This window comes from Delftia sp. WY8 (assembly GCF_018437695.1).
In the GTDB taxonomy this organism is placed as follows: Bacteria; Pseudomonadota; Gammaproteobacteria; order Burkholderiales; family Burkholderiaceae_C; genus Comamonas; species Comamonas tsuruhatensis.
The window spans coordinates 598,536-619,067 of sequence record NZ_CP049795.1 but is presented as its reverse complement, the minus strand read 5'-3'; the positions used below and the strand labels follow the sequence as shown (position 1 = coordinate 619,067).

General features: G+C 66.4%; 16 protein-coding genes and 1 tRNA gene. 4 read left to right on the top strand and 13 right to left on the bottom strand.

The window, feature by feature from the left end; translation table 11 throughout:
* Positions 1-3: 3 nt before the first annotated feature.
* The 13 genes from G4D77_RS02665 to G4D77_RS02605 all read right to left on the bottom strand — a co-directional run bounded on the left by G4D77_RS02665 (position 4) and on the right by G4D77_RS02605 (position 15,626).
* Entirely contained in the window at positions 4-531 is a 528-nt protein-coding gene (locus tag G4D77_RS02665) for a phage tail protein (protein WP_034364007.1), read from the bottom strand.
* A 9-nt stretch (positions 532-540) separates the two neighbouring features.
* The gene (locus tag G4D77_RS02660; RefSeq protein ID WP_047219765.1) at positions 541-1,068 is read right to left on the bottom strand and encodes a phage tail protein; all 528 of its coding nucleotides are present in this window, start codon (positions 1,066-1,068) and stop codon (positions 541-543) included.
* Between the two features lie 22 nt (positions 1,069-1,090).
* Positions 1,091-1,585 (bottom strand): phage tail protein, encoded by a 495-nt coding sequence (locus tag G4D77_RS02655; protein ID WP_373791914.1) that lies wholly within the window; start codon positions 1,583-1,585, stop codon positions 1,091-1,093.
* 84 nt (positions 1,586-1,669) lie between these two features.
* Positions 1,670-2,167: a GNAT family N-acetyltransferase gene (locus G4D77_RS02650; protein ID WP_052013988.1), complete on the bottom strand. Its 498-nt coding sequence runs from the start codon at positions 2,165-2,167 to the stop codon at positions 1,670-1,672.
* Positions 2,157-3,347 carry a sulfotransferase family protein gene (locus tag G4D77_RS02645; RefSeq protein ID WP_154834542.1) on the bottom strand — a complete coding sequence of 397 codons (1,191 nt, stop codon included), beginning with the start codon at positions 3,345-3,347 and terminating at the stop codon, positions 2,157-2,159. Before G4D77_RS02645 ends, G4D77_RS02650 begins: the two co-directional genes overlap by 11 nt.
* Positions 3,340-3,975 carry an aspartyl/asparaginyl beta-hydroxylase domain-containing protein gene (locus tag G4D77_RS02640; RefSeq protein WP_154834541.1) on the bottom strand — a complete coding sequence of 212 codons (636 nt, stop codon included), beginning with the start codon at positions 3,973-3,975 and terminating at the stop codon, positions 3,340-3,342. Before G4D77_RS02640 ends, G4D77_RS02645 begins: the two co-directional genes overlap by 8 nt.
* On the bottom strand, positions 3,972-4,658 hold the full coding sequence (gene cysC / locus G4D77_RS02635; RefSeq protein ID WP_043791449.1) for an adenylyl-sulfate kinase: 687 nt from the start codon (positions 4,656-4,658) through the stop codon (positions 3,972-3,974). Before cysC ends, G4D77_RS02640 begins: the two co-directional genes overlap by 4 nt.
* A gap of 750 nt (positions 4,659-5,408) precedes the next feature.
* Positions 5,409-5,484, bottom strand: a tRNA-Thr gene (locus tag G4D77_RS02630).
* A 26-nt stretch (positions 5,485-5,510) separates the two neighbouring features.
* A complete protein-coding gene (locus tag G4D77_RS02625) occupies positions 5,511-6,518 on the bottom strand; it encodes a class 1 fructose-bisphosphatase (protein ID WP_012205101.1) in 1,008 nt (335 codons plus the stop codon).
* A 198-nt stretch (positions 6,519-6,716) separates the two neighbouring features.
* Positions 6,717-9,443, bottom strand: coding sequence for an aminopeptidase N (gene pepN / locus G4D77_RS02620; RefSeq protein WP_016450620.1), 2,727 nt, complete (start codon positions 9,441-9,443; stop codon positions 6,717-6,719).
* A gap of 78 nt (positions 9,444-9,521) precedes the next feature.
* A protein-coding gene (gene prfB / locus G4D77_RS02615) for a peptide chain release factor 2 (protein ID WP_126312227.1) occupies positions 9,522-10,626 on the bottom strand; the annotation gives its coding sequence in 2 pieces (ribosomal slippage) (positions 9,522-10,544 and positions 10,546-10,626; 1,104 coding nt in all).
* Positions 10,627-10,917: 291 nt separating this feature from the next.
* On the bottom strand, positions 10,918-12,768 hold the full coding sequence (locus G4D77_RS02610) for a methyl-accepting chemotaxis protein (RefSeq protein ID WP_154834540.1): 1,851 nt from the start codon (positions 12,766-12,768) through the stop codon (positions 10,918-10,920).
* 269 nt (positions 12,769-13,037) lie between these two features.
* A complete protein-coding gene (locus tag G4D77_RS02605) occupies positions 13,038-15,626 on the bottom strand; it encodes a sensor domain-containing protein (protein WP_074923610.1) in 2,589 nt (862 codons plus the stop codon).
* Between the two features lie 227 nt (positions 15,627-15,853).
* Here G4D77_RS02605 and G4D77_RS02600 point away from each other — a divergent pair, with 227 nt between their 5' ends.
* The 4 genes from G4D77_RS02600 (at position 15,854) to G4D77_RS02585 (ending at position 20,528) form a co-directional block, all read left to right on the top strand.
* Positions 15,854-16,366, top strand: a complete 513-nt coding sequence (locus G4D77_RS02600; RefSeq protein ID WP_154834539.1) for a sigma-70 family RNA polymerase sigma factor — start codon at positions 15,854-15,856, stop codon at positions 16,364-16,366.
* On the top strand, positions 16,345-17,349 hold the full coding sequence (locus G4D77_RS02595; protein ID WP_154834538.1) for a FecR domain-containing protein: 1,005 nt from the start codon (positions 16,345-16,347) through the stop codon (positions 17,347-17,349). Before G4D77_RS02600 ends, G4D77_RS02595 begins: the two co-directional genes overlap by 22 nt.
* 89 nt (positions 17,350-17,438) lie before the next feature.
* On the top strand, positions 17,439-19,919 hold the full coding sequence (locus tag G4D77_RS02590) for a TonB-dependent siderophore receptor (protein WP_213757892.1): 2,481 nt from the start codon (positions 17,439-17,441) through the stop codon (positions 19,917-19,919).
* 105 nt (positions 19,920-20,024) lie between these two features.
* The gene (locus tag G4D77_RS02585) at positions 20,025-20,528 is read left to right on the top strand and encodes a sigma-70 family RNA polymerase sigma factor (RefSeq protein ID WP_502687279.1); all 504 of its coding nucleotides are present in this window, start codon (positions 20,025-20,027) and stop codon (positions 20,526-20,528) included.
* Positions 20,529-20,532 lie beyond the last annotated feature (4 nt).

Genomic DNA, 20,532 nt, shown 5'->3' with positions numbered 1-20,532 from the left:
ACGTCAGTTACGTGAGGGGAAGACGCCTTGCAACGCAATGCAGAAGTTCAGCACGAGAAAGGGCTGGCGATTCTCATGCGCGGTGTTGCCTCCGGCCGGAGTCAGCATGTTGGGAGCCATGGCGGCGCTGGGCGTGCCGTTGGTTCGCATGTACCGCACGACCCCAGTACCCCCCCGACCGTCGAACGTCAGGTAGGACGTGCTGTCAGGCGCTGCCTGGGTGCCTGGATTGTTCAGCCCGGTCAGCAAATGGTTGTGCTGGGGCATTTCAGTGGTCAGCAGCGTGACGGAATCAGTGCCTTCCGTGGAGCCGATGTTCCAGGACTGCTGCGGGTCGGCTCCGGTGACGACATGGCCTATCAGATTGGGCAGGCCGAAGGTTGTGGTTCCGTTGCCGCCATAGAAGGTTCCGATGATGGAAAACAATGCGGGGTTGGACTGGATGGCCAGCAACTGGCCATTGCACAGCGCCCAGTTCTTGGGGGCGAAGTTGAACGGAAATTGGCGAATTTCGCCGATGAAAGCGTCCATGGTGCTGTCCTAGTTCCTGGAGGGGTAGATGCCGTAGAGCGCAATGATGTAATTCATCGCCATGCTGGGCATGATGTTGTCGTGCGGTTGGCTGTTGCCTGCGACCGTGACCGATGCGGGTGCCATGGTCTGTGGGTTGGCCCCTGCCACCGGCTGTGGCGCATAGAAGAGATCGGACCCGTTTTGTGCAGGCACCAGCCCTGTGGCCTGTGCTGCGGTAGCCAGGGAGGTGCTGGCGACAAGACCGTGGGAATGGGTGGGGATCTGGTTTGTCGTGAGCGAGACCTGTGCCACTCCGAACTGCTGACCCACGGCGCGACTGGTCAGCCCCGGGCCTGCTCCCTGCCCCACGGGCACGCGGGATCGAAGGTCCGGCAGCTTGAAGGTGGTTTGCCCGTCTCCTCCGTAGATCGTTCCCAGCAGCGAGTACAGGGCGTCGTATTCAGAGATGTTGAGCGTCGCGCCATCGCACAGGTGCCAGCCTGCGGGTGCAAAACTGCCTGCGAACAGGCGGATCTCTCCAAGGTAATAGTCCATTGCGTATTCCTGTGGGCGCGTGTCAGTTGCGCGAAGGGTAGATGCCGGTCAGCGCGATGCACGGTGTCAGCACCAGCGAGGGTTGGCAGTTCTCGTGCGGCTGATTGCCGCCGGTGTTGGAGACGCTGGCCGGCGCGATCGGCTGCTGGCCAGCGGTGCCTGGTGCATAGAAATTGGTGGGGGCGCTGGTGGCCACGAGCGTGGCCGTGGCCATGCTGTTGTTGCTGAACGCGGGCGCATCCCCGCTGTCCGTGCTTGCCATGACGAAGTGGGTGTGCTGGGGAAGATTGTTGGCGACCAAGGTGACGCTTTCCACGCCACCCGGCAAGCCTTGCTGCAAGCCGCCGCCCGTGTGCCGTGCGACCCGGCCACGAAGATCGGGAAGCGCGAAGGTAGTGCTGCCGTTTCCGCCGAATTGCGTACCCAGCAGCGAGAACAGTGCCTGGTTCTGGTTGATGGCCAGAATCTGTCCGGCGCACATCGCCCATCCCTTGGGAGGCCAGCCATAGGGATACAAGCGGATTTCTCCAATGAAGTTTTCCATGGAAGCGTTGCCTTTCTGTTATCGCTTTGTGGGGGTGCAGGAGGGGTATGAAGGTGTTCAGGCGGCAGGCGGATGCCAGGCCATGCCCAGTTGAACGGCATCGATGCCCGATGACGCGAAGCCCAGCCGGGCGTACAGCCTTTGCGCGCCGTGGTTGGCTGCATCGACGCTCAGCGTGACCCGGCGGCCCAGCACGGCGGCACTGCCTTGCACCCAGCGCAGCAGAGCCGCGCCGTATCCTTGTCCGCGTACGGCAGGCGTGATCACGATGTCCACGATGTGCAGGTCCGCTCCGTTGTCATGCACCGTCAGTGCGCCTATGGGCACGCCCCTTTCCTGCACGATGAGGCGGGGTGCGCCGGCAAAGCGGCGCTGGTAGTCGGCCTGCTGGAAGTCGTACTGCTGGTCCAGCAGCTGGGCGAGGGCGGCCCCGGGCAGTGGCAGGGATTGCAGGTGCGGGCGCGCGGAGAGAAACAGTGCGCGCTGGAAGTCGCGGTCTTCGGGTTCAGCGGGACGGGTGAACAGGCCGGGGGGGCGCAGCGCTTCAAGCAGCATGCAGGGCCTCCGCATCCATCAGGGGTTGTGCGCACTGCAGCAGCTGTGCGTGCAGCGGGCCCAGGCGCGCTTCGATATCCTGGCGATCGCCTGCGCCAAAGACGGCTGCCTTGTCCTGCCCATCAGGCGAGAAGCGTTGGTCCAGCGCCTTGGCATGCTGGCTGAGGCGCACGGCGATGCGCTGGCGTGCGGCCTCGCTCGCATGAAGGCCGAAGCGCCGGGCTATCTGCTCCATGGCCCCGGCACCCAGCTGGCTGTAGTGCAGCACAGGAACGCCCTGGCTTTCGTGCAGGCCCCGCATCCGCTCCATCAGTGCCTGCAGCACGCGCATGCGATGGTCGAGCATGGAGACAAAGGGTTGGCTGCTCCTGCCGCAACAGAACACCGGACTGGCGCCAGCCAGCGACGGGTCGCCTGACATGTGCCGGCCGGCCTGCCTGTGGTGCGAGGCCAGGATCTCCACAGGATCGCGCACCAGCATCAGGCTGGGCACCTCGGGGTAGAGGTCCTGCAGTAGCTCCCACTGGAAGATGTCCCAGGCATTCCACTTGACCACAAGGTCATGGCGCCCAGGCACGGCGACGGTGATTGCCGACACCAGACCGGCAATGCCCTCGCGCTTTTGCGCACGGTCCAGCGAGGTGTCCAGCAGCAACTCGGTGAGCACCGGTGGCTCCGACAGCACCATCGTGCTGTCCAGTTCCGACAGGCAGCCCGAGACCAGGGTAGAGCCACAGCGCGAGAGATGGAAGATGAAACCAGCGGGCCGGCGCACCGGGCGTTTCGGTCCCAGGTCTGTGCCCAACCGTGCCAGGGTGGCCAGCGGCGTGCGCGGTCGCAGAAACTGGTTCAGCGGCTGGCGCTGGAGGCAGCGGCCGATGTATTCGTCATGGAAGGGTTCGGTGGCGGGCCCGTCCGGCAGGCACCACTGGATGCTGCGCGTGCGTGCCTCGTACCTGTGGGGCAGCCAGCCGCCGGCCACCAATGCGGCGGCTGGCACGGCGGCCGCCTGGTTCACCTGCTCCAGCGCCTGCATGAGCTGGGTATCGTTCCAGGCGGGAAGACACCACAGCCGGCGCAACTGGGTCAACAGCGACTCCACGCTCCTGGCCTGCTGGAGCAAGGCCTGTTGCTGGGGGCTTGCAATCAGTTCTGCAAAGGCTGCCTGCAGCTCATGCATGGGCCTGCCCCTTGCCGATGCGGTCGGCCAGCCAGGCGTTGGCAATGCAGTCGATGACCAGATGGGTGCGGTCCTGCGTGCTCTGGTTCAGCACTTCATGCGTGGCGTCGGCGTTGAAGTACCAGAGCTCTCCTGGGGCCATGGGGATCTCCAGGCCTTCCACGATGAACCGCACATCGGGGTGTGTGTAGACGGGCACGTGCAGTCGCGCCTGGCCATGCTCCAGGCTCAAGCCATGGTCGCGATGCGGCTTGATGGATGAGCCGGCCTTCAGCTGCATCAGGCGCACGGAGCGCAGCGGGCATTGCAACTGGTCCAGCACCTCACGCATCGCCGGGCTGTGCTGCAGCGAGGGCAGGTCGGCCCATTCTTCGTCAGGCGCCTCGATGGAGAAACTCTGAAGAAGAGGGTGGGCCGTCACATGCTGGCGCTGGCAGCGCAGCGGCACCACGCGCCATGCCCCTTCGTAGCCGCGGTGGTTCACATGGTCACACCAGTGTGAGGACAGCAGCGCATCGACCTCGTCCCGCAGCCCCTGCAGCCGTACCTCGGCCTCCAGCCGGGCAAACAGGGGTGCGCCGGCGCATGCGTCGGCAGGTGTGCAAGACGGGATGGCCCTGGCATTCATTGAAGTGCCTTGGCCAGCGGCAGGGGTGAGTCCACCAGCGGCACCACGCCACATGCTGCCGGGCCTGGTTCGGCCGCCTGCTCCATCTGCAGCAGCGCCTGTATGCGCGAGACGCAGGCAGCGATGCTGAGCTGGTGCGTGGCCAAGGCCAGGTCCGGAGCAGAGGGCACCTCGTAAGGAGAGTCGATGCCGGTGAACTGGCGCAGCTCGCCGCGGCGGGCTTTCATGTACAGGCCCTTGGGGTCGCGCTGCTCGGCGACGGACAGGGGAACATCCACGAAGATCTCGAAGAAGTCGCCCTTGTCGAACAAGGCCCGCGCAGCATCGCGCTCGGCCCGGAAAGGGGAGATGAAGGCGGCGATCACGATGGTTCCCGCATCCACGAACAGCCGTGCGACCTCTGAAACCCTGCGGATGTTCTCTGCACGGTCTTCGTTGGAGAAACCCAGGTCGCGGTTCAGGCCCTGGCGGATGTTGTCGCCATCAAGCACATAGGTGCGTCTGCCGGCGGCATGCAGCCGAGCCTGCAGCGCATTCGCGATTGTCGATTTGCCAGATCCGGAAAGACCGGTGAGCCATATGGCGCATGCCCTGTGGCCATGCAGATTTTCCCTGTCTTGCCTGGTAATGCAAAACGGTTGTGCATGTACGTCGGGCGGTGGGGTATGGCCGGAAAATGGCATGGCTTGGGTGGGAAAGCGGGAAAACGAAAGACGGGTCAATCGGACAGGGCGAATATCTACGAATTGTTAAGAAATTTCAAGAAAAATTACTGACGACAACATTCGCTTCTCCGCAGTGCAGGCGCACCCGTCTCCCCGGGGAAAACGTGCCGGAGCGTCCTGTCAGGGGATTGGGTGGGATGTCAATAACCAACGGCGATGGTTGTTGGCTATCTATTTATTTCAAGAAGGCATTTTCAATAGTTTTTTGAAAACGTTTATCGACCATGCAAGCAGGTGAGATTTTGGTCGAAATGATTTTTCATTTTCATTAATACCATTTGCTCCAATGAATATCGCTGAAATGAGAGGAAGCCGCGATCATAGGAGACGCACGGAAAGTGGTATATCACTGGAAATAGGTATTTGTATGGGACGCTCCGTTGCCGGCATCAAGTTCATATCGGCTGCCGAGCGTTCCTGCGCGTGCACGGGCCCGCAGCCCTTTTTCCGTCCGGCGCCGGCAGGTCACGTGTGATGGAGGTTGGAAGCAGGACCGCTGCGTGTATGTCGCCCGAACGGGCTGCAGGCGGCGCAGGCGGCAAATGACGGGTCCCGGCTGCGACCCGAGGCAATGGCATAGGCCGGCCCTGCCTGCGAGCCGTTGCGCGACAGAGGGCTGGCAGCGCTCCTACCGGCAGGACGCAGGGGGGTATGCCCGCGGCAGCATGAAAAAAGCCCCTGGCTCTTGCGAACCAGGGGCTTCTTGTTTGGTGCCGGAGAAAGGAATCGAACCCTCGACCTTCTCATTACGAATGAGCTGCTCTACCAACTGAGCTACACCGGCGACAGACAAAAATTATAACGGCAAATTTATGCCTCGGAATGGTATTGCGTCACTTTTTCGACTTCGTTCTTCGAGCCGAGGATGACGCTCACACGTTCGTGCAGCTGCGTGGGCTGGATGTCGAGGATGCGCTGCTTGCCGTTGGTGGCGGCGCCGCCGGCCTGCTCGACCAGCCAGGCCATGGGGTTGGCTTCATACATCAGGCGCAGCTTGCCGGGCTTGTTGGGCTCGCGGCGGTCCCAGGGGTACATGAAGATGCCGCCGCGGGTCATGATGCGGTGCACGTCGGCCACCATGGAGGCGATCCAGCGCATGTTGAAGTCCTTGCCGCGCGGGCCTTCCACGCCGGCCAGGCATTCGTCCACGTAGCGCTTGACGGGGGTGTCCCAGTGGCGCATGTTGGACATGTTGATGGCGAATTCCTTGGTGTCCTCGGGGATGCGGATGTTTTCCTGCACCAGCACGAAGGAGCCTTGCTCGCGGTCCAGCGTGAACATGGAGACGCCGTCGCCCACGGTCAGCACCAGGGTGGTCTGCGGGCCGTAGATGCAGTAGCCGGCCGCTACCTGCTGGGTGCCGGGCTGCATGAAGTCCTGCTCGGTCACGCCGGGGTGGCCTTCGGGCTTCTTGAGCACGCTGAAGATGGTGCCGATGGAGACGTTGACGTCGATGTTGGACGAGCCGTCCAGCGGATCGAACATCAGCAGGTACTCGCCGTGCGGGTAGCGGTTGGGCACCAGGTAGATGCCTTCCATTTCCTCGGAGGCCATGGCCGCCAGGTGGCCGCCCCATTCGTTGGCCTCGATCAGCACCTCGTTGGCGATGATGTCCAGCTTCTTCTGGACTTCGCCCTGCACGTTCTCGCTGCCGGCCGTGCCCAGCACGTCGCCGATGGCGCCCTTGTTGACGGATTGGCTGATGCGCTTGCAGGCGCGTGCCACGACTTCCAGCAGCAGGCGCAGCTGGCCGGGGATGAGGCCGTCCACGCGTTGCTGCTCGACCAGGTAGCGGGTCAGGCTGACGTTTTTCTTCATGGGTTCAACTCCTAAAAATCCGGGAGCAGATGCGGCATGGCGTATGCATCTGCTGATGAACAGCATTTCAGTGATTCCTGGCTTGCAGCATAAAACCGACGCTGCTCAAGCCAGGGACACCGAGGAAGAGCCGCCTCGCACCGAGGGTGTCGTCCCCCTGCAAGGGGGAAGGCGCGAAGCGACTCAGGGGGTGGCTCGTCAATCCGCGAGGGCGCGGGTGACGACTTCACGCACGTCGTTGCTGAGTTCGGCGCGAGCCGCCACGCGGGCGATGGCTTCACGTGCAGCCGTGCGGTAGGGCTCGGCCAGCTTGCTCCAGCGGTCCAGGGCACGCGCCAAGCGGGCGGCGACCTGGGGGTTGATGGCGTCCAGCTCGATGACGCGCTCGCTCCAGAACACGTAGCCCGCCGCGTCGGCGCGGTGGAAGGCGCCGGGATTGGCGCTGCAGTAGCTGAAGATCAGGCTGCGCGCGCGGTTGGGGTTTTTGATCTGGAAGTCGGGGTGCTTCATCAGCTGCTTGACGGCCGGCAGCACGTTGCCGCCACGGTCGCAGGCGCCGCCCTGCAGCGCGAACCACTTGTCCAGGACCAGTGCATCGTGCTGGAACAGCTTGTGGAAACGTGCCAGGGCCTGGGCGGCCAGCGGGTGGCCGCTTTGCACCAGTGCCGTCAGGGCGCTCATGCGGTCGGTCATGTTGCCTGCGTCCTTGAAGCGCTGCAGCGCCTTGCCGGGCCAGACCGTGTCGCCCGAGGCGCGCGCGGCCAGGCACAGCATGGACAGTGCCATGCCGGACAGGGCGCGGCGGCCGGAGCTGACGGGGTCGGGGCGGTAGGCGCCGGTGTCGCTGTGCTCCTGCCATGCCTGCTGCCAGTCGGCCTGCAGTTCGGTGGCCAGTTGCTGGCGCATGGCTTCGCGCACGGCGTGCACGCGCTGAGGATCGACCACGGCCAGCTGCTCGGCAATGTAGCTTTCGCCGGGCAGGGTCAGCATCAGTTCCTTGAAGGCCGCATCCAGCTGCGGATGGCGCAGCACGCCGCGCATGGCCTCGACGAAGGAGGCCGGCAGCAGGGCAGCGGCGATCTGGCCGCTGGCGTCTGCCGTGATGGAGGTGTCGCCAATGGCCTGCAGCGCGATGCGCAGGCCCAGGCGCTGGCCGGCTTCCCAGCGGTTGAAGGCATCGCTGTCATGGGCCAGCAGGGTCAGCAAGGCGGCATCGCTGTCGCTGTGCTGCAGCACCACGGGGGCGCTGAAGCCGCGCAGCAGCGAGGGCACGGGCTCCTGGTCCACGTCGGTGAAGACGAAGCTGTGGCTGGGTTCGGACAGCACCAGCAGGCGGCTGTCGCCGGCTGCCTGCGCATCTTCGCCCTGCAGGCGCAGGGTCAGCGCGCGGCCGTCCTGGCCCAGCAGGCCCATCTGCACGGGGATGACGAAGGGCAGCTTCTCGGCCTGGCCGGGCGTGGGCGCGCAGCTTTGGCTCAGCGTCAGCGTGTAGGTGCGGGCGGCCGCGTCATAGCTGCCTTCGGCGCGCAGCTGTGGCGTGCCGGCCTGGCTGTACCAGCGCTTGAACTGGTCCAGGCGCCGGGCCAGCTCGCTGTCGGGGTTGGCGTCGGCCATGGCCTGGGCGAAGTCGTCGCAGGTCACTGCGTGGCCGTCATGGCGCTCGAAATACAGCTTCATGCCCTTGGCGAAGCCTTCGCGGCCCACCAGGTTGTGCTGCATGCGCACGACCTCGGCACCTTTTTCGTAGATGGTGACGGTGTAGAAGTTGTTGATCTCGATGTAGCTGTCGGGCCGCACCGGGTGGGCCATGGGGCCTGCATCCTCGGGGAACTGGGCGGTACGCAGCACGCGCACGTCCTCGATGCGCTTGACGGCGCGCGCCGAGGGGCTGCCCGCCATGTCCATGCTGAATTCCTGGTCGCGGAAGACGGTCAGGCCTTCCTTGAGCGATAGCTGGAACCAGTCGCGGCAGGTGACGCGGTTGCCGGTCCAGTTGTGGAAGTACTCGTGGCCGACGACGGACTCGATGTTGGCGTAGTCGGTGTCGGTGGCCGTGGACTGGCTGGCCAGGACGTACTTGGTATTGAAGACGTTCAGGCCCTTGTTCTCCATGGCGCCCATGTTGAAGTCGCTGGTGGCGACGATCATGAAGCGGTCCAGGTCCAGCGACAGGCCGAAGCGGGCCTCGTCCCAGGCCACGCTGGCCATGAGGGAGTTCATGGCGTGCTCGGTCTTCTCCAGGTCGCCGGGGCGCACGAAGACCTGCAGCAGGTGGTCGCGGCCCGCGCGGCTCTTGATCTTTTGCTCGCGCGCAACCAGGTTGCCGGCCACCAGGGCGAACAGGTAGCTGGGCTTGCGGTGCGGATCGGCCCACTTGGCGAAGTGGCGGCCGTCTTCCAGCGCGCCTTGCTCGACCAGGTTGCCGTTGGACAGCAGCACCGGGTACGCGGTCTTGTCGGCGCGCAGCGTCACGGTGTACATGGCCATCACGTCGGGACGGTCCAGGAAATAGGTGATGCGGCGGAAACCCTCGGCCTCGCACTGGGTGAAGAACGTGCCCTGGCTCACATACAGGCCCATGAGCTTGGTGTTCTTGGCGGGCGCGCAGGTGGTGAAGATTTCCAGATCGACGGGGTCGCCGCCCTCGGGCAGGTTCTCCAGCACGAGCTGGTCGCCGTCCATCTTGAACGAGGTACCGCCGCCGTTGACCAGCACGCGCGCAAGGTTCAGTTCATCGCCGTCCAGGCGCAGCGGCTGCGCCGGCACCTCGGTGTTGCGGCGCACGCGCATCTTGTTGAGCACGCGGGTCTTGGCCGGATCGAGATCGAAGGTCAGGTCCACGGTGTCGATCCACCAGGCAGGAGCCTGGTAGTCGGCGCGGTGGATGGCGGTGGCAGGGGCCTGCCCGTCACGCAGTTGCAGCATACAGATTCCTTCCTATGCCAATATCAGGGGACAGAGTTCAAGCCCCTGTGCGGCCGGTGCCGCCCAGGGGCTTGAAACTCAGAGGCCTTGCTTGAGCGAGGCTTCGATGAAAGCGTCGAGGTCGCCGTCCAGCACCTTCTGGGTGGCCGAGATTTCGACGTTGGTGCGCAAATCCTTGATGCGGCTGTTGTCCAGCACGTACGAGCGGATCTGGTGGCCCCAGCCCACATCGGTCTTGGTGTCCTCCAGCTTTTGCTGCTCCACCATGCGCTTTTGCATCTCGTGCTCGTAGAGCTTGGAGCGCAGGCGCTGCCATGCGACGTCGCGGTTGCTGTGCTGGCTGCGGCCATCCTGGCATTGCACGACGATGCCGGTCGGGATGTGCGTCAGGCGCACGGCCGAGTCGGTCTTGTTGATGTGCTGGCCGCCGGCGCCCGATGCGCGGTAGGTGTCGGTGCGCACGTCCGAGGGGTTGATCTCGATCTGGATCGAGTCGTCGATCTCGGGATAGACGAACAGCGAGGCAAAGCTGGTGTGGCGGCCGCCCGAGCTGTCGAAGGGCGACTTGCGCACCAGGCGGTGCACGCCGGTTTCGGTGCGCAGCAGGCCGTAGGCGTACTCGCCCTCGATGTGGATGGTCGCGCTCTTGATGCCGGCGATGTCGCCCGGCGTCTCTTCCTCGACCGTGGCCTTGAAGCCCTTGCGTTCGGCGTACTTCAGGTACTGGCGCAGCAGCATGCCGGCCCAGTCGCAGGCTTCGGTGCCGCCGGCGCCGGCCTGGATGTCCACGAAGCAGTTCAGCGGATCGGCTTCCTTGCCGAACATGCGGCGGAACTCCAGTTCCTCGATCAGGGGCTGCAGCTTGGCGGTCTCGCCCTCGATGGTGAGCAGGCCGGTCTCATCGCCTTCTTCCTTGCTCATCTCGAACAGCTCGGCGTTGTCGGCCAGCTCGGTGGTGAGCTTTTGCAGCGTCAGCACGACGCCGTCGAGCAGCTTCTTTTCCTTGCCCAGTTCCTGGGCCTTCTTGGGGTCGTTCCAGACGCTGGGATCTTCCAGCGAGGCATTTACCGTGCGCAGTCGTTCGTACTTTGCATCGTAGTCAAAGATACCTCCGTAGATCTGCCGTCCGCTGCGACAGATCTTCGAGGGTGTTGCCGATGAGGTTGATGCGTTCTGCTTCCATGATGTGTTCCGTCTTCTGATGAATGTGTTCTTGGCTGAATCGCCGATTTTCTCATGCTGGGGCACCGTGCCGGGCCAAGCGCCTGTCGCGCGGGGCTGCGGGAGGGCCGCAGACTGGCGAGGGCTTTCAAAACAAGGGCTTGCAGCGGTCGATCATGGCAGATTTGAAGGGCTTGGCCATGGCAGGGGCGTGATCCGCCTGCGAGGCGCCCGGAAAAAAGGCCCGGCCAGCAGGAGCTGGTCGGGCCTTGGCCGGTGTGTCCGCCCCCGGCGGGGCGGGCGAAAACCTGGTTCAGAAGGTTTCCCAATCGTCGTCGGAGGCCGTGCTGGCCGCCTTGGCCTTGGCCCTGGCAGGTGCGGTCACGGCAGGCCGGGCCGGCTGCGCCGGCTGGGCCGGGCGCGCGGCGCCTGCCGGAGCAGGGGGTGCGCCGGCCGCACCAGTTGCAGAAGGCAGGGCGGCCGATGCGCGTGCGGGCACAGCGCCTTTGGGCGCGGCAGGCGCCAGATGCGGACGGGGCGCCGCCGGTGTTTGGCGGGGCGCTGCCACGGCGGCGGCGTGGCTGACACCGCGGCTGCTGCCCAGCATGCCGGTGGACGGCGAGAGCTTGAACACGCTCACCACCTCGGCCAGCGCCTTGGCCTGGGCCTGCAGGGCGCCGGTGGCCGCCGCCGATTCCTCGACCAGGGCCGCGTTCTGCTGGGTCATCTGGTCCATCTGCGTGACGGCCTGGTTGACCTGCTCGATACCGGCCGTCTGCTCATGGCTGGCGGCCGAGATCTCGCCCATGATGTCGGTCACGCGGCGCACGCTGGCCACGATCTCCTCCATGGTCTTGCCGGCCGAATCGACCTGGGCGCTGCCTTCCTCGACCTTGCCCACCGAGTCGTCGATCAGCTGCTTGATCTCCTTGGCGGCGGCGGCCGAGCGCTGGGCCAGGGTGCGCACTTCCGAGGCGACGACGGCAAAGCCCCGGCCCTGGTCGCCGGCGCGGGCCGCTTCCACGGCGGCATTCAGCGCCAGGATGTTGGTCTGGAAGGCGATGGAGTCGATGACGCCGATGATGTCCACGATCTTGCGCGAGGCATCGTTGATGGCGGACATGGTCTGCACCACCTGGGCCACGGCCGTTCCGCCGCGCACGGCGACCTTGGACGCGGCGGCGGCCAGCTGGTTGGCCTGCTGGGCGTTGGAGCCGTTTTGCTTGACGGTGGAGGTCAGCTCCTCCATGGAGGCGGCGGTCTGCTCCAGCGAGCTGGCCTGCTCCTCGGTGCGGGCCGACAGGTCCTGGTTGCCCGATGCGATCTGGCCGCTGGCCGTGGCGATGGAGTCCGTGCCCTGGCGCACCTGGCCCACGATGCGTTGCAGGCTTTCGTTCATGTGCTGCAGGGCCAGCAGCAGCTGGCCGGTCTCGTCCTTGCCATGCACCTCGATGCGGCTGCCCAGGTCGCCTGCGGCCACGGCCTGCGCCAGGCTCACGGCCTGCTGCAGGGGGCGCGCCACGCTGCGGGCGATCAGCAGGGCCATGGCCAGGCCGAAGACCACGGCGCCCACCAGCAGGGCGATCACCCACCAGCGCGCAGCCGTGAAGATGTCGTCACCGGCCTGGTTGGCATCTTCGATGCCCTGGGCATTGAGCTTGATCAGTTCATCGAGCTTGCTGTTGATGGCGCGGCTGGTCTTGACCGAATCGCCGCGCAGCAGCTCGGAGGCCTCGTCGGTGCGCAGGGCGTGGGACAGGTCCACGATCTTTGCCGTGTGCTGCGCGTACTGGCCCAGATCGTCCTTGATGCCGGCCATCAGCTCGCGCTCGCGTGCCGTATTGGCATAGCGCTCGAAGGCCTGCTGGTTCTTCAGCAGCTCGGACCACAGCGCGGGCATGTTCTTGTCGTAGACGGCCATCTCTTCCATGGAGGTGGCCAGCACATGCTGCATGGTCTGCGAGCGGTAGCGCTGCAGCTGGTAGCGCATCTCCATGATCACGCGCTCGGCGGGCATCCAGTGGTGGGCCAGGTCGGTGGCGGTCTGGTTGACGCGGTCCAGCTGGACCACGGAGAACAGGCCCAGGCCTGCGGTCAGCAGCAGCAGGGCGATGAAGGAGGCCAGCAGCTTGGGGGCCAGCTTCAGATTGCGGAAAAACATCATGGTGGGGGAGTGCCGTATGGCGAAGAGCGAAAGCGGATGAGCGGCTGGGGCTGGGAGTCGGCGGAAACGGTGGCGATCTGTGGCGATCAGCGGGGCCGACACTCAGCCGCCGCCATGCCGCAGATATCGGTCACTTGCCGGCGAGGCTTAGGGAAAAATAGGTCCAGTCCGAATATTTATTGCGGATTGTTACTTTTGCCGGCCAAGGTCTCCGCGCGCATGGCCTGGTCCGCTCACATGCCCGTTCACATGTCCGCTCACACGTCCGCTCACACGTCCGTCGCCAGGCCGGCCGGCGCGCTCGAGGCCTGCAGCCACCGCTCCAGATCAGCGGCCGGCAGCGGGCGCGAGAACAGATAGCCCTGTGCCACCGGATAGCCCTGTTCGCGCAGGATGGTGTTCTGCGCCGCCGTCTCCACTCCCTCGGCCACCACGGTCAGGTGCAGGCTGCGGCCTATGCCCAGGATGGCGTTGCTCAGCGCCTGCGCGGCCTCGTCGTGCTCCAGGTCGGCGACGAAGCTGCGGTCCAGCTTGAGTTCGCTGACCGGCAGGCGCCGCAGGTAGCTGAGGCTGGAGTAGCCCGTGCCGAAGTCGTCCATGGACAGGCGCACGCCCTGGGAATGCACGGCCTGCAGCGTGCGCATGGTGCCCGGGTTGGTGTCCAGCAGCAGGCTTTCGGTGATCTCCAGCGTGAGGTCCTGCGGCTTGAGCGCGTTGTGCTCCAGGGTGTCGGCAATCATGCGCGGCAGGTCCAGGTTGTGAAAGCTCGTGGGCGAGAGGTTGACCGACATGGCCGGCACGTCGATGCCCCGGCTGCGCCACTCGCCCAACTGGCGGCAGGCCTCGCGCAGTGCCCAGGTGCCCAGCTCGCCGATCAGGCCGCATTCCTCGGCCAGCGGAATGAAGCGTGCGGGCGAGATCTCGCCGAATTCCGCATGGCTCCAGCGCGCCAGGGCCTCCACGCCGTAGAGGCGCCCGTCCTTCAGGTCGAGCTGGGGCTGGTAGTGCAGTCGCAGGCCGCCGCTGCGCAGGGCGTCGCGCAGCGCCGTCTCCAGCACCAGGCGCTCCTGGGCCAGCCGGTTCATCTCGGGGCTGAAGAAGCTGTAGAGCCCGCGCCCGCCGGATTTGGCCTGGTACATGGCCATGTCGGCGCGGTGCAGCAGGGTCTCCATGTCGCGCCCGTCGGCAGGAAACACGGCAATGCCGCAACTGGCCGTGCTGGCCAGGGACACGTCGTCGATCATGCAGGGCTCGCCAAGTGCCGACTGCAGCCGCTCTATCACCTCGGCCGCCTGTGCACCGCCGCAGTGTGGCAGCACGATGACGAATTCATCGCCCGACAGCCGCCCGGCAATGTCGCCCGTGCGCAGCTCCGCCTGGATGCGCTGGGCCACGCTGCACAGCAGCCGGTCGCCGGCCGGGTGGCCCAGCGAGTCGTTGACCTGCTTGAAACGGTCCAGATCGATGAAGACCACGGCCAGCTCGTGGCCCTCGTGCGAAGCCACGGACAGCGCCTGCTCGGCCTGGGCCAGCAGCAGGCTGCGGTTGGGCAGGGTGGTCAGCCCGTCGTAGAAGGCCAGCTGCCGGATGCGGCGGCGTGCCTGCTCGCGCTCCAGCGCCAGCGCGCACAGGTCGGTGCAGGCCTCCACCAGCCGCTGGTGGAAGGGATCGGGGCCGGGCCGGTTGAAATGGCGGTAGTAGAAGGCAAAGGTGCCGGCCACGCCGCCCTGCAGCCCGCAGATGGGCGTGGACCAGCAGGCCGTATACCCCAGCGGCAGGATGAGGTGCTTGTAGTCGGCCCACAGCGGGTCGGTGGCGATGTCGCCTACCAGCACGGGCCGGTTGTGAAAGGCCGCCGCGCCGCAGGAGCCGACATTGGGGCCGATGGGCACGCCGTCCAGCGCCGCCGAATAGGAGGCCGGCAGGCTGGGCGCGGCCAGCGGATGCAGGCGGTTCTGGTCATCGACTTCCAGCACCGAGACCGCGATATCGGGCGCAATGCGCTCGACCTCGCGGCACACCAGGTCCAGCACCTCGGTCAGCGGCTGGTCGCGGGCCATGGCCTCCAGGGCGCGCCGCTGCAGCACCTCATGCATCTTGGCTTCGGTAATGTCGGTGATCACCGTCACCGTGGTCTGCAGCCGCCCGTCCGGCCCCATCACGGGATTGGCCTGGGCGCTGACCCAGTAGCGCTCGCCATCCTTGCCCACCAGGATCTCCTCGCGGTACACGGGCTTGCCCGCGTCCAGCTCGGCACGGTAGGCGGCCGTGAACTCGGGCGAGGCATGGGGCACCAGCAGGGCGATGGGCGCACGGCCCACCACTTCCTCGCTGGTCCAGCCGAACATGCGGCTGAAGCCCGCATTCACATAGCTGATGGTCCAGTTGCCATCGGCGATCACCACGGCCGCGTCGGTGGCGTCTGCCACCAGGGACAGGCGCCGCATGTGCTCCTGCCGCCGGCGGTCGGCCAGCATGCGGGCCGAGACATCGGTGGCAATGCACAGCACATGGCTGAGGGCGCCGGCCGCATCGAGCACGGGCGCATAGGTGGCCTCCAGCCAGCAGGTGCTTCCGTCGCGGCGCCGGTGCTCTCCCACGCGCGAAACCGTCTCGCCCGCGCCCCAGCGCTGGCGCCACTGACCGTAGGCGGCCGGGTCGGCCTGGGCCTGCGTGCACAGATCGCTGTGAAGCAGACCTTCAGCGCCCGTGGCCGGATAGCCGAGGATGGCCTCGTAGTTGGCATTGGCGCGCATCAGCCGGCCTTCGGGCGTGAATTCCGCCAGCGCCATGGCCTTGTCCAGCGTGCTCCACAGCGCCTGTTGTCCTGCCGTGCCTGCTACCCGCGTTTCGAACATGGTTCGCTCTCCTGATGGATGCTGAGCTGATGATTGATTGTTTCTAAATGATACCGATCCGGCGCGGCAGCTGGATGTCAGCCACTCTGGTCGCACTTGCTCCCACTGTTCGCCTTTGGATGGTCCGCCTGATGGCACTCTTAGGCAAGTGATTCCGCTGGTTACAATGATTTGAGAATGATTCTTGTTTGATGGTGACTCCCGCCTTCAAGCCATCGGGTCCTACCATGCCATCCGCCCCAGCCTCCACCCCCCAGCACCGAGAAGCCGCCTCCCTGTACGCCGCCCACCATGGCTGGCTGCAGGGCTGGCTGCGCCGCAGGCTGGGCAACGGGGCGGATGCGGCGGACCTGGCGCAGGACACCTTCGTGCGCATCCTGGGCGTGCGCGACCTGGCCGGTGTGCAGGAGCCGCGTGCCTACCTGACCACGGTGGCCAAGGGCGTGCTCGTCAACTGGTACAAGCGCCAGGCGCTGGAGCGCGCCTACCTCGAAGCCCTGGCCGCCTTGCCCGAGCCCGTGGCGCCTTCGCCCGAGCAGCGCGCCCTGGTACTGGAGACCCTGCACGAGATAGACGCCATGCTGGACGCGCTGCCGCCCATCGTGCGGCGCACGTTTTTGCTGTCCCAGCTGGACGGCATGAAGTACGAGGACATCGCGCAGCAGCTGGAGGTCTCGCTCACCAGCGTCAAGCGCTACATGGCCCAGGCGTTTCGCCAATGCCTGGTGGCAATGGCGTGATGGAGACGCCCCTGCAAGCGCGCGTGCTCGACGAGGCCGCCGAATGGCTGATGCGCCTGCACGACAGCGGCGCCACCGACGCCGACCGCGCCGCCTGCGAGCGCTGGCGCCAGGCCGACCCCCAGCATGCCCTGGCCTGGGAGCGCGCCGAGCGGCTGCTGGGCAAGTTGGGCGGCCTGCCTGCAGCGCTGGCCATGCCGGCGCTGGACCGGCCACGAAGCCACCGCGCCCAGCGCCGCGCCGCCGTGGCCCGGCTGGCCGCGCTGCTGGCCGTGGCGCCTGCAGGCTGGCTGGTATGGAGTGCGGCGGACCAGCGCGGCTGGGGCGCCGACCTGCGCACCGCCACCGGCGAGCGCCGCACCGAGCATCTGGCCGATGGCAGCCGCCTCCTGCTGGACACGGCCAGCGCGGTGGACATCCGGTTTGATGGCGCACTGCGCCTGCTCACCCTGCGCCAGGGCGCGATTTCCATAGAAACGGCGGCCGATACCGCCACGCCGCACCGCCCCTTTGTCGTGGACACCGCCCATGGCCGGCTGCGCGCCCTGGGCACCCGCTTCACCGTGCGGCAAGAGGGGGGCTGGGCGGACGGCGGCCCCGTGCGCCTGGCCGTGACCGAGGGCGCCGTGGAGGTCACGCTGCGCGGCGCCGCCAGCCCGGCGCTGGTCGTTCAAGCCGGTCAGCAAACGGTATTGCGAGCGGGGGATGTGACCTCGCCCCAGCCCCTGCAGCCCGAGGCCACGGCCTGGACCCACGGCATGCTGATGGCCGACGCCATGCCGCTGGCCGCGTTCTGCGCCGAACTGTCGCGCTACCGGCCCGGCCTGCTGCAGTGCGCGCCCGAGGTGCGCGCCCTGCGCGTGTCCGGCTCCTTCCCGCTGGGCGATACGGACCGGACGCTGACCATGCTGGCCTCCACCTATCCCGTCGACGTGCAGACGCGCATGCGCGGCTACTGGATCACCGTGGTCGCCAGGAACTAAAAAAATCGAGGCAGGGTGACACTTTTTCGGATCTCGGCTGGCAACGGGGAAAGAGCTTCTTTCTTCACCGCCTCCAAGGACCGATTTCCATGCCTGCCGTACCCATGCCGCATCCCGTCTTCCATCCCCTGGCGCATGCCGCCCGCCTGGCCCTGCTGGGCATGGCATTGGCCGCAGGCGCCGGGCAGGCGGCCGAACCGGCACCTGCTCCCACACCCGCTCCCGCAGCCCAGACCTACCAGATCGCGCCCGGGCCGCTGGGCCGCACGCTGGCTGGCGTGGCCACGGCGGCGGGCATTTCGCTGTCCTTCGATCCTGCGCTGACCGAAGGGCTCACCAGCCCGGCCCTGTCCGGCCACTACGCGCCGCAGCAGGCGCTGCAGCGCCTGCTGGCCGGCAGCGGGCTGGACATGGTGGCGCGCAGCGATGGCAGCTACACGCTGCGCAGGCAGGCCGCACCGGCCGGCGCTGGTGCCGGTTCCACCACGGTCCTGAACGAAGTGCAGGTGACGGCCCGCGCCGAGCGCAGCGCCACCAGCGAAGGCACGGGCAGCTACGTGGCCCGCGCGGTCACGGTGGGCAAGGGCGAGCAGGCGATCAAGGACATCCCCCAGTCCATCAGCGTGATCACGCGCCAGCGCATGGACGACCAGAACCTCCACACCGTGGACGACGTGCTGGCCAGCACCACGGGCATCACCATGTACGACAGCCCCATGGGCGGGCGCTATGTCTACTCGCGCGGCTTCCGCGTGGATACCTACCAGTTCGATGGTGTGAACCGCGCCTTCTACTACCCGCAGGCCGACAACTTCACCAGCAACGCCGCCACGCTGGACCGCGTGGAAGTGGTGCGCGGTGCCACGGGGCTGCTGCAGGGGGCGGGCTCTCCCAGCGCGGCCATCAACATGGTGCGCAAGCGCCCCCTGGCAGAGCGCCAGCTGGAGGTATCGGCCAGTGTGGGTTCCTGGAACAACCTGCGCAGCGAGATCGATGCCACGGGCCCGCTCAACGAGACCGGCACGCTGCGCGGGCGCGTGGTCGCCAGCCTCAACAGCCGTGACTATTTCTACGACGTGGCCAGCAGCCGCACCGGCGTGCTCTACGGCGTGCTGGAGTACGACCTCAGCTCCCAGACCCGGCTGACGGTGGGCGCCACCCACGAGCGGCTGCGCTCCACGCCGTTCTTCCAGGGCCTGCCGCGCTATGCCGACGGGGCGGACCTGCGGCTGCCGCGCTCCACCTTCCTGGGCGCGGACTGGAACCGCTGGGACAGCGAGCAGACATCGCTGTTTGCCGAGCTGCAGCATCGCTTCAACGCGGACTGGACCGTCAAGGCCACGGCAGGCTACACCCGGGAAAAGCACGACATGAAGTACGCCTTCGCCCTGGGGGCCATCAATTCCGCCACGCTGGCGGGCAACGAGATGTATGCCGGCCTGTTCGATGTCACCACCGACAACAAGACCCTGGACGTGGCGGTGGACGGCAAATTCGACGCCTTCGGCCGCCGGCATTCGCTGAGCTTTGGCGCCAACACGGGCCGCATGGTCAACGACAGCGACTATTCGCTGATCCGCATGGGCCTGCCCAACAACGTGTTCGACCCGAGCGCCGCCATCCGCGAGCCGTCCCGCGCGGAATTCCTGGCCAACCGCTATCGAGGCGATGAAAGCCGCACCCGCATGACCCAGTCCGGCGCCTATGGCGTGGCGCGGCTGGGCCTCACCGATGCGCTGACCCTGATCGGCGGCGCCCGCGTCACCCGCTTCACGGGCAGCAGCAACTACCGCAACACGGGCGAGGCCTACAACGACCCGTACAAGGAAAGCGGCGTCATCACGCCCTATGGCGGCCTGGTCTATGCGCTCAATGACCAGTGGTCGGCCTATGCCAGCTACTCCGACATCTTCCAGGCCCAGAACGCCGTGACGGCGGCCGGCGACCTGCTGGCTCCCATCAAGGGGCGCAATCTGGAAGTGGGCATGAAGGGTGAATTGCTGGACGGCAGGGTGAACGCGGCCGTGGCCCTGTTCCGCATCGACCAGAAGAACCGCGCCGAAGAGGACCTGGTCAACCCCTGCTCGGCCAGCACCTACTGCTATGTCTCCGTGGGCAAGGTCCGAAGCCAGGGGCTGGATGCCGAGATCAGCGGCGAGGTGGCGCGCGGCTGGCAGCTGTTTGCCGGCTACACCTTCAGCCATTTCAAGTACCTGGACAACACCTCCAATGCCGGCGTGGAGTTCGCCAGCACCTACACGCCCAAGCACATGCTGCGGGTCTGGAGCGACTACCGCCTGCCGGGCGAATGGAGCGCCTGGAACGTGGGCGGAGGCGTCAACTTCCAGACCGCCAGCTCGCGCGCGGTGGGCGCCATCACCGATGTGCAGCCAGCCTATGCCGTGTGGTCTGCCCGCCTGGGCTACCGGATCGACCGCAACTGGTCCGTGGCACTGAGCGTGGCCAACCTGTTCGACAAGACCTACTACCAGACCATAGGCGCGCCGGCCTGGGGCAATGTCTACGGCGCGCCGCGCAGCGCGACGCTCACCCTGCGCGGCAGGTTCTGAAACACTGCCAGGAGGAACGGACTGCAGCAGCAGGCGGCAGAGCAGGGCCGCAAGAGGGTTGCAGTTGCCTATAATTGAGAATTATTCTCAATCTCGGGTCGCCGCGTGTCCAGCCCATCGCCTTCCTTGTCCGCCCATGTCGAATCCCTGTACCTGGCCCACCACGGCTGGCTGCAGGGCTGGCTGCGCAAGAAGGTGGGCAATGCCTTCGACGCGGCCGATCTGGCGCAGAGCACCTTCCTCAAGGTGCTGGGCGCCAAGGGGCTGGACCAGCTCCAGGAGCCGCGCGCCTACCTGACCACCATTGCGCGCAACCTGCTGATCAACCAGGTGCGGCGCCGCGCCATCGAGCAGGCCTATCTCGATGCCCTGGCCGCCATGCCCGAGCCCGTGGCGCCGCCGCCCGAGGTCCGGCTCATGGTGCTGGAGACCCTGGTGGAGATAGATCGGCGCCTGGGCCGCCTGCCCGCGCTGGCCAAGCAGGCCTTCCTGCTGGCCCAGCTCGAAGGTCTCGGCCATGGCGAGATCGCTGCCGAGCTGGGCATCTCCATCTCCACCGTCAAGCGGCATCTGGCCAAGGCGGCCATGCGCTGCTTCTTCCCGGAGTAGGCGG

What these genes read in the sequence shown, in the direction of transcription:
- G4D77_RS02665 (WP_034364007.1), bottom strand. Translation starts at nt 531, where the DNA reads ATGGACGCTTTCATCGGCGAAATTCGCCAATTTCCGTTCAACTTCGCC.
- G4D77_RS02660 (WP_047219765.1), bottom strand. Translation starts at nt 1,068, where the DNA reads ATGGACTATTACCTTGGAGAGATCCGCCTGTTCGCAGGCAGTTTTGCA.
- G4D77_RS02650 (WP_052013988.1), bottom strand. Translation starts at nt 2,167, where the DNA reads ATGCTGCTTGAAGCGCTGCGCCCCCCCGGCCTGTTCACCCGTCCCGCT.
- G4D77_RS02645 (WP_154834542.1), bottom strand. Translation starts at nt 3,347, where the DNA reads ATGCATGAGCTGCAGGCAGCCTTTGCAGAACTGATTGCAAGCCCCCAG.
- G4D77_RS02640 (WP_154834541.1), bottom strand. Translation starts at nt 3,975, where the DNA reads ATGAATGCCAGGGCCATCCCGTCTTGCACACCTGCCGACGCATGCGCC.
- cysC (WP_043791449.1), bottom strand. Translation starts at nt 4,658, where the DNA reads ATGCCATTTTCCGGCCATACCCCACCGCCCGACGTACATGCACAACCG.
- G4D77_RS02625 (WP_012205101.1), bottom strand. Translation starts at nt 6,518, where the DNA reads ATGAAGAAAAACGTCAGCCTGACCCGCTACCTGGTCGAGCAGCAACGC.
- pepN (WP_016450620.1), bottom strand. Translation starts at nt 9,443, where the DNA reads ATGCTGCAACTGCGTGACGGGCAGGCCCCTGCCACCGCCATCCACCGC.
- G4D77_RS02610 (WP_154834540.1), bottom strand. Translation starts at nt 12,768, where the DNA reads ATGATGTTTTTCCGCAATCTGAAGCTGGCCCCCAAGCTGCTGGCCTCC.
- G4D77_RS02605 (WP_074923610.1), bottom strand. Translation starts at nt 15,626, where the DNA reads ATGTTCGAAACGCGGGTAGCAGGCACGGCAGGACAACAGGCGCTGTGG.
- G4D77_RS02600 (WP_154834539.1), top strand. Translation starts at nt 15,854, where the DNA reads ATGCCATCCGCCCCAGCCTCCACCCCCCAGCACCGAGAAGCCGCCTCC.
- G4D77_RS02595 (WP_154834538.1), top strand. Translation starts at nt 16,345, where the DNA reads ATGCCTGGTGGCAATGGCGTGATGGAGACGCCCCTGCAAGCGCGCGTG.
- G4D77_RS02590 (WP_213757892.1), top strand. Translation starts at nt 17,439, where the DNA reads ATGCCTGCCGTACCCATGCCGCATCCCGTCTTCCATCCCCTGGCGCAT.